The organism is Amycolatopsis sp. NPDC051071 (assembly GCF_040682875.1).
Classification (GTDB): Bacteria; Actinomycetota; Actinomycetes; order Mycobacteriales; family Pseudonocardiaceae; genus Amycolatopsis.
In genome coordinates this window covers 1-7,639 of sequence record NZ_JBFBBY010000066.1, presented here as the reverse complement: position 1 = coordinate 7,639, position 7,639 = coordinate 1, and the positions used below count along the sequence as shown (strand labels likewise).

At 68.2% G+C, this 7,639-nt stretch carries 7 protein-coding genes; all 7 read right to left on the bottom strand.

The features are described 5' to 3' along the window. Positions 1 to 39 precede the first annotated feature (39 nt). Entirely contained in the window at positions 40 to 1,284 is a 1,245-nt protein-coding gene (locus AB0M65_RS21725) for a serine hydrolase domain-containing protein (protein ID WP_364030154.1), read from the bottom strand. Between the two features lie 1,117 nt (positions 1,285 to 2,401). Next, the gene (locus tag AB0M65_RS21720) at positions 2,402 to 3,085 is read right to left on the bottom strand and encodes a response regulator transcription factor (RefSeq protein ID WP_364030139.1); all 684 of its coding nucleotides are present in this window, start codon (positions 3,083 to 3,085) and stop codon (positions 2,402 to 2,404) included. Then, complete coding sequence (locus AB0M65_RS21715; protein ID WP_364030136.1) at positions 3,082 to 4,197, bottom strand: histidine kinase; 1,116 nt, start codon at positions 4,195 to 4,197, stop codon at positions 3,082 to 3,084. Before AB0M65_RS21715 ends, AB0M65_RS21720 begins: the two co-directional genes overlap by 4 nt. 110 nt (positions 4,198 to 4,307) lie before the next feature. After that, positions 4,308 to 5,096 carry a CPBP family intramembrane glutamic endopeptidase gene (locus AB0M65_RS21710; protein ID WP_364030133.1) on the bottom strand — a complete coding sequence of 263 codons (789 nt, stop codon included), beginning with the start codon at positions 5,094 to 5,096 and terminating at the stop codon, positions 4,308 to 4,310. Positions 5,097 to 5,483: 387 nt separating this feature from the next. Beyond that, entirely contained in the window at positions 5,484 to 5,876 is a 393-nt protein-coding gene (locus AB0M65_RS21705; protein ID WP_364030130.1) for a RidA family protein, read from the bottom strand. A gap of 24 nt (positions 5,877 to 5,900) precedes the next feature. After that, the gene (locus AB0M65_RS21700; RefSeq protein ID WP_364030127.1) at positions 5,901 to 6,713 is read right to left on the bottom strand and encodes an arginase family protein; all 813 of its coding nucleotides are present in this window, start codon (positions 6,711 to 6,713) and stop codon (positions 5,901 to 5,903) included. Then, positions 6,706 to 7,413, bottom strand: a complete 708-nt coding sequence (locus AB0M65_RS21695) for a GntR family transcriptional regulator (RefSeq protein ID WP_364030124.1) — start codon at positions 7,411 to 7,413, stop codon at positions 6,706 to 6,708. Before AB0M65_RS21695 ends, AB0M65_RS21700 begins: the two co-directional genes overlap by 8 nt. Positions 7,414 to 7,639 lie beyond the last annotated feature (226 nt).

Sequence of the window (7,639 nt, the reverse complement as noted above, 5' to 3'; positions counted from 1 at the left end):
GAAGACGGCCTCTCGGGCCGTACGGCGGCGCGACCGCCTTCAGTGCCTCACCCGCTCGGCGAGACGGCCACCGACCTGCAAGGCGGTGACGCGTCCGGTGCGGGGATCGCGGACGATGCGGCCGCAGTCGGCCCGCAGTCCGGTGGCGGGGTCCGGGACCGACATCGTCCCGCAGTCGTAGAGGGCAAGGTCGCGGTGGACCTCACCGTCCACCGTGAGGCATACGACGCCCTCGGTGTCGGTCTCCACGACGTACTCCAGCTCCCCGTTGCGGTAGCCGCCGCGGCTCTCGTCCGGCACCGTGACCCGCCGGGCACGCTCACCGCGCGCCCGGTAGTCCGGGATGTCCAGGCCGAGCACACGCAGTTCCCGCAGCACCGCGGACCACAGCGCCGCTCCGCCGACGGCGTTGGTGGTCAACGCGACGACGGTCTGTCCTTCACCGTCGATGCGCAGGTGGCACGACGTGCCGTCCGCCGTGCCGTCGTGGCCCAGCCACGTGGTGCGCTTGCCCTTGAACCGTGCCAGCCCCAGCCCCCAGCCGTCGGCGAGGCCGAACGGTTCGGTGGCGCCCGGGGCGTACATCTGCCTCGCGGTCGCTTCATCGAGCAAACAGGGCTTGCCCAGATGGACCTGCCCGAACTTGATCAGTTCGCGGGCGCTCAGTGCCAGGCCGCCAACGGGAGCCAGCACCGGGGCCAGCATCTGCTCGACCACCAGTGGCCGGGCTCCGGGACGGCCGGCGTGTCCTTTGGCGGTCGGCTCCCGTGCCGTGCGGCCGATGAAGGCGGCGTTCATGCCCAGCGGGTGGATCAGGATCGTTTCGAGGGCCTCCTGCCATGGCATCCCGGTCGCTTCTTCGATGAGCATGCCGACGAGCGCGTAGCCGACGCTGGAGTAGGAGAAGGCGGTGGCGGGGGCGCAGACCAGCAGGTCCGGGCGAAGCCAGCCGAGCAGGTCGCGGCGGCTGGAACAGTGTTCGGCGGGGTCGGAAGGCAGGCCGCTGGTGTGCCCGAGCAGCTGTCGAAGAGTCAGCAGGCCACCGAGCTCACTGCCGCGCAGTTCCGGGACGAACTCGCCGATGGGCGTGTCGAGTTCGAGATCGCCGTCGGCCACCAGGAGCATCGCCAGCGTCGCGGTGAAGGCCTTGGTGATGGACCCGACGGGCACCGTCGAATCCGCACTCATCGGCCGGTCACCGTCTTCCACACCGGCCTCGGCCACCGAGAGTTCGTCGCCGTGCCACACCGCGAGCTGGGCTCCCGGCACCTGGTGCCGCTGGATCAGTGAACTGAGAACCCCGGCCAGCCTGCCTGGCGGGATGGGGCGGATCGACTGCCTTCCGGACGTTGCGGGAACACACGATTCTGCCACTGACGAAAACACTTGACTGACCTTCCGAGCACATCAACTGCCACAGGAAAAAAGCGCACATACCAATGACCGCTGTGGCGCACTGAGAAGTTCGCCGCGCATCATTCTCGCCAAGAGATGTCTTACACAGTGCCTACCTGGATCCGTTTTCGATACCACCAAGTGGACCAATTCGTAAACAACCGAAGATCGTCTTGTTCGCAATCAATAAGCATAGAATTGCCATGATCGCAATTCGAGCGAGTAAATCATAAATTGGCCGTCGGTCAATTCCATGCCGTGGAACCATGGTCCGGCACCCTTGCATCCGGGCCCCACCTGCGGTATCGCGCCGCCACGACCGGTGCCGGGCGCCGTCACATGGGAAGAAGATTCACAACTTCTCCTTCAGTGCGAAAACTCACTCGCTCAGCACGTAACGAAACCGGAAGGAATGTCTCCGCACCCAAGCGGGCGCGCTATACCCAGGAATAAAGTATTCAAACATCCGTCCCGCAAGTAGATTTCATGCGGTCGGGACCAGCGCGAAGAACGCAATGACCAAAACGGTCTGCGGAGCGAACCCGAGTGACCGGGAGCCGACTTGAATCCTCGTAGCTCCGCGCCGCAGCCGACCAGGACGCCGAACACCGCAGCGGCGGTCGCCGACGAACTCAGGGCGGATCGGCCAAGGGAAGACAACTCGGGGGGCGGGGTCTGAGCCATGGGACACCCTCGCAGTCGGCGCTCCGTTCCGGAGTATCCGGCAACACGGGAGAGGCAGACCGGACGGGCATGACGAACGTGTTCGTCATGCCCGTTCCCATCAGCACTCAGTGGTCCCTCGCCCCTACTTTGGTGTGCTGCCGCGCTCAGAGTCTCGATGTACGGGTCTGGCGGCGCGGCCGATCCTCATCCCCGCGCAGTGTGTGCACGTAGTGCGGACCTCACCACTTGAATCCGCTCAGAGAGGTGTTCTCGCTCGAGATGATCACCTTCATCGAGGTTCGAAGCCCGAGACCGGTCCGTGCGTGCGAAGTGGCGGGTGTCAGTCTGTGTTGGATACCAGGCCGATCCGGTAGGCGAGGACGACTGCTTGTACACGGTCCCGCAAGGTGAGTTTAGTGAGGATTCGGGACACATAGGTCTTCACGGTCTCGGAGGAGATGACCAGTTCCGCGGCGATTTCGGCGTTGGACAGGCCGGCTGCGAGGTGTTCGAGCACTTCCAGCTCGCGGGGGGTCAGTGCTCGTATGACGGTGTCCAGTGCTGGGCGGGAGGTGTCGATGGGGCGGAGCCGTTCGGCGAAGTGGCCGATCAGGCTTCGGGTGACCGCGGGGGCCAGCAGGGACTCGCCGCGGGCGATCGTGCGGACGCCGTCGACCAGTTGCGCCGGCGGCGTGTCCTTGAGGAGGAACCCGCTGGCGCCGGCGCGAAGTGCCTCGTACACGTACTCGTCGACGTTGAACGTGGTGACGACCAGCACCTTCACCGGTACCTCGACGCCGGGACCGGTCAGCTGGCGGGTCGCCTCGATGCCGTCCAGAACGGGCATGCGGATGTCCATCACGATCACGTCGGGCCGCAACCGTCGCGCGGCCTCCACCGCCGCGCGGCCGTCTGCCGCCTCGCCGACGACCGCGATGTCGGGCTGCGCGGAGAAGATGGTGACGTACCCGGTGCGCACCAGTTCCTGGTCCTCGCAGATCAACACCCGGATCGGCTCGGTCATGTCGGGCTCCCTGGAATCATGGCCCAGACGCGGAAGCCGCCGTCGTCGGGCAGGCCGCCGGAAACCAGGTCCCCGCCGAGCATGCGTACCCGTTCCCGCAGTCCTGTCAGGCCTCGGCCACCGGATGGTGTGGCCGCGCTGCCGACCGCGGGACCGAGGGTGATCACCTCGACCTCGATGTGGTCCTTGCCGTGTCGGACCAGGACCTTGGTCGAGTTTCCGGTCGCGTGTTTGAGGGCGTTGGTGAGCGCCTCTTGTACCACGCGGTAGGTGGTCAGCTCCACATCGACGGACCGCGGTAGTTGCTCGCCCTGCTCGGTCCACTCGACGGGCTGACCGGACAGCCGGGCCTGTTCCACCAGATCAGCGACCCTTCCCATGGCCGGCGTCCGGTCCGCGGTCCTGGACTCGCCGGTCGCCTCGAGGATGCCGAGCAGGGTCCGCAGCTCCGTCAACGCCCGGCGTCCGGTGTCGCTGATGGCGCGCAGGCCTGTCCCGGTTCGTTCCGGCGCGGAGTCGAGAAGGAACTGCGCCGCGTCGGCCTGAACCACCATCGCGGTCACGTGATGGGTGACCACGTCGTGCAGGTCCCGAGCGATGCGTGCCCGCTCGGTGGCCGCGGCCACCTCACCGGCCAACCGTCTCCGTTCGGCCTCTTCCGCGCGCCATCGACGCATGCCGGTGCCAGCCAGCCAGATCACCACCAACACGAGATAGAACGCGAGAAAATCCGGAAGCCGTTGCGGTGAACCAAGATTGTGCAGTGCCACGGTGAGCACCACATAACCCGCGGTCAGCACCGCGGCAAGCCCCCGGCGGAACCGCGCCAGGTGCGCGCCGGCGGCGTACAACGCGAGGAGAATTCCCACCTTGCCGAACGTGTCCGGGTAGCTCAGCATCTGACCGATCGCGAACGCGGTACCGATGACCGACAGGCACACGGCCGGCCTGCGGCTGCGTACCGCGAGCGGCAGGCACATCGCCAGCGTCAGCGCCGCACCGACCACCGCGCCGAGGTCGCCAGGCTCGCGCCGGGGGAGATCGCCGATCTCCGGCCCGATATGGGCGACGGTAGGCGCGAAGGCCAGCACGGTCACCACCGCCGCCAACACACTGTCCTTTGTAGACAGCGAGAGGTGTCGCCACCCGTCGAGTGTGGTACTGAGGCGGGATGCCACGCTGGCAAGCATTCGGCGAGCTTAGTGGTCGGTTTCGAAAGTCCTTAACCAACCAAGCGCCGCCGCATGGGCACGAGCTTGCCGCGCTTGTGAGCGGCGATGAGCATGGGCACGGCGATCAGCAGGCCCACGACGACGGGAATGATCGACCCCTCGAAGCCGAACTGGCCGCCAGTCAGCAACTCCGGGCCCGTCGGTTCGGCGATCAGCAAACCCGGCGACGCGTGACCCGAGACCGGGACGCCGATCAGCCCTTCGAGGGTGTTCCAGGCGAAGTGCAGGCCCACGACCGCCCAGATGCTGCGCAGCCACAGGAACGCGGCGCCCATGAGGACACCGGCCTCGACGGCGATCGCGAACCCGGTCCACAGCGTGGCGCCGGGGTTGGCCAGGTGGATGGCACCGAACAGCACCGCGGTGATCGTCAGCGCCGCCCAGCTGCCGCACAGCCGTTCCAGCCCTTGCAGCAACAGGCCGCGGAAGAGCAGTTCCTCGGTCACCGCCGCACCGAACTGCACCGCCGCGATGCTCACCACGGTCGCCATGGCGCTCCCGGACGCCCAGGTGAACGAGAACTCGCTGATCACCATGAGTATCGAGGTGGCGATGAACACGACGCCAATCCCGATGCCGAGCAACGCGTGGATCCCGGCCCGCGCCCTCGCGATCTCCGGCGTGCTTCGCCGCGCGACGTAGCGCATGACCACCCAGTAGACGGCAACCGCGGCAACGGCGCCCACGACCGCCAGCACCGGCGACCCACCCGAGGACAGCGCCGACACCCCGCCGACACCGACTATCCCGACCAGCGTCCAGACGATCGGAAACCGCAAGATGCGGCCCGCTCGCCCAGGTCGGTGATCTTGGCGCGCGTCCGGCATCGTCTGCATGGTGACCTCCAGTTGACCACGGCCGCACGATTGAGCGACCCGCGGGAAACGCTAGAAGCGCACCGACGCCGACGAATCACCAGCGAGCGGACAATCCGAGTAGCTCTCACGGGGGATGTCTCAGCGCCGTGTGACGTCATCGCGGCGGCTCTGCGAACTCCCCGCCGGCGGCGCGCGGGGAGTTGTCTCCGGGGCGCGGCAGCCAGCCGACTGATCACGCCTCGACCACGCCAGCCGCATCGCGCCGGACCGCAGGGCCTTGTGTCGCCGATCCGATCGGTCTTCGTTCGTCGCCGATCGGGGGCAAGTCTGTGCCGGCCCGCCACGCCGCTAGACGATCGCGATGGCGTCCACTTCGATCAGGTAGCCCGGCGCGGCAAGGGTTTCCGCGCCGAGCAGGACGTCGGCCGGTTTGTGGTCGCCGAAGAGGCCGACCCTGGCCCGCTCGATGACCGGCAGGTACTCCCTGCGGTGCCCGACCACGTAGATCGTGATCTTGGCGACCTGGTCCGGCCGCGCGCCCGCGGCGGCGAGGGCCCGGCCGAGGTTGGCGAAGACCTGCCGAGCCTGTGCCGCCAAATCCCCGGGGTGGATGAGGTCGCCGTGTTCGTCGTCGGACAGCTGCCCGGCGACGAACACCATGCGGCTGCCCGTGGCGATGACGACGTGGCTGTAGGTCTGCGGGGTGTCTAGACCCGCCGGCTGGATGATCTCGATGGCCATCGGCTTTCCTTGGTGGGCGGGCGGTCAGCTGCCGGCGGGTGCGGGCCAGGCCAGGCGGGCGCCGAGTGCCGCGGTGAGACGGCTGATCGTCTGGCGGCTGGTCTGGTCGCCAACGTGCTCGGGGAGCCAGGCGCAGGCGAGGTAGGCGGCGACGACGTCGGCGGTTTCGCAGGCGGCGGCCAGGCATTCCTCGATGCGGGCGAGGGAAGGGCCGGGACCGGAGGGAAAGCGCACCCCGGGCAGTTCGGCGCCGTCGATGACGTCGATGTCGAGGTGGACGTAGACGGGGACGGGGCCGAGCCGGCTGAGGGCGGCGGTGATCGCGGCGGGGTCGGCGGGCACGCGCCGGACCTGGCTGGTGGTGAGCGCGTCGCCCTCGGCGGGATCGAGGTCGCGGGCGTCGGCGAGCACGACGCTGGTTTCGGGGACCGGGCGCAGGACGAGCGTGTCGTCGAACAGGCCGGATGTGTGGCCGGTCAGCATGGCCAGTGCCATGCCGCCGAGGTAACCGCTGGTCGAGATGGCCGGGGTGTTGAAGTCGCCGTGGGCGTCTATCCACAGCACTGCCATGTCGTGATGGCGGCGTTGTAACGAGGCCACTGCCGCGCGGGAAGTGGGGCAGTCGCCGGAGAGCACCAGCGGCTTGGCCGCTTGCGCCACCGCGTCGGCGGCGGCCCGGTGCAGCAGGTTCATCCGGGCGGGGACGGGGCCGTCGGGGAGGATCGGGCGGCCGACCTCGGTCGCGGTGGCGGGGATCGGGAAGGCCGGGAGGTGCTCGTCGAGGTGCCAAGGCGTGACGATCAGATCCCAGGTGCCATCGGTGCTGTGGTCAGCCACGAGGTGTCTCTCTTTCGTTCCGGTTGGCGAGCAGGTCGAGCAGCCGTTGCAGTTCGGCGGCGCCGGCTTGCAGGTGCGCGGTGAGTTCCGCCCTGGCTTGTTCCGGGCTGCCGTGCAGCGCGTCCAACAGCTGGCGGTGGTCGTCAGCGACGCGGCCGAGTTCACGGCGGGATCGCTCGGCCAGCGCCAGGGCGAGGCGCTGCTCTTGCTGGAGCTGCGTGTGGATGCGGCGCAGCCGGGGACTGCCGGTGGCCGCGACGAGGGTGGTGTGGAAGAGCCGGTCACCGTCGAGCGCGGCGTCGGTGTCGCCGTGCTCGAAGGCGTGTTCTATCTGGTCGACCAGGTCGGCGAGACTCGCGTAGATCGCCGGGTCCCGGTGCTCGGTCAGTGCGTCGGCCGCGGCCAGTTCCACGGCGGCGCGGGCGGCGTAGATGTCTGCTATATCCGGCCCGGTGATGTCCGCGACGACGATGCCGCGGTTCATCTGGTAGCGGACCAGGCCCTCGCTTTCGAGGGTTCGCGCGGCCTCGCGAAGAGTACTGCGGGAGATGCCGAGCTCGGCGGCGAGCGCGGCTTCACGCAGCGGCGTGCCTGGCGGCAGCCGACCGGACAAGATGGCTTGCCGGATGGCTTCGGCGGCCTGCTCGGTGGCGCTCTGCCGCTGGATGCTCGCACCCAGGCCGGTGATCGGATCTGTCACGGTCATCAGATTGCCATATTGTCTGACAATCTGGCTAGACGTCGCCAGGCAACGACACAAGACGACCATCGGGTGTCCGCGCGAAACCACCAACCCGAGGCCAGCGACGGCCCGTCCGTGTCGCTCTTTCTCGCCTGACCACGTGTCATGAGGGGTCCCCATAGGACACTTTTCGTCCTATGGGGACCCCACATGACGTTTCCCGGGGGGGTGGGGGCGGGCGGCG

Bases quoted from the DNA above. Each gene is read 5' to 3' on its own strand.
- AB0M65_RS21705 (WP_364030130.1), bottom strand. From the start codon at position 5,876: ATGGCCATCGAGATCATCCAGCCGGCGGGTCTAGACACCCCGCAGACC.
- AB0M65_RS21720 (WP_364030139.1), bottom strand. From the start codon at position 3,085: ATGACCGAGCCGATCCGGGTGTTGATCTGCGAGGACCAGGAACTGGTG.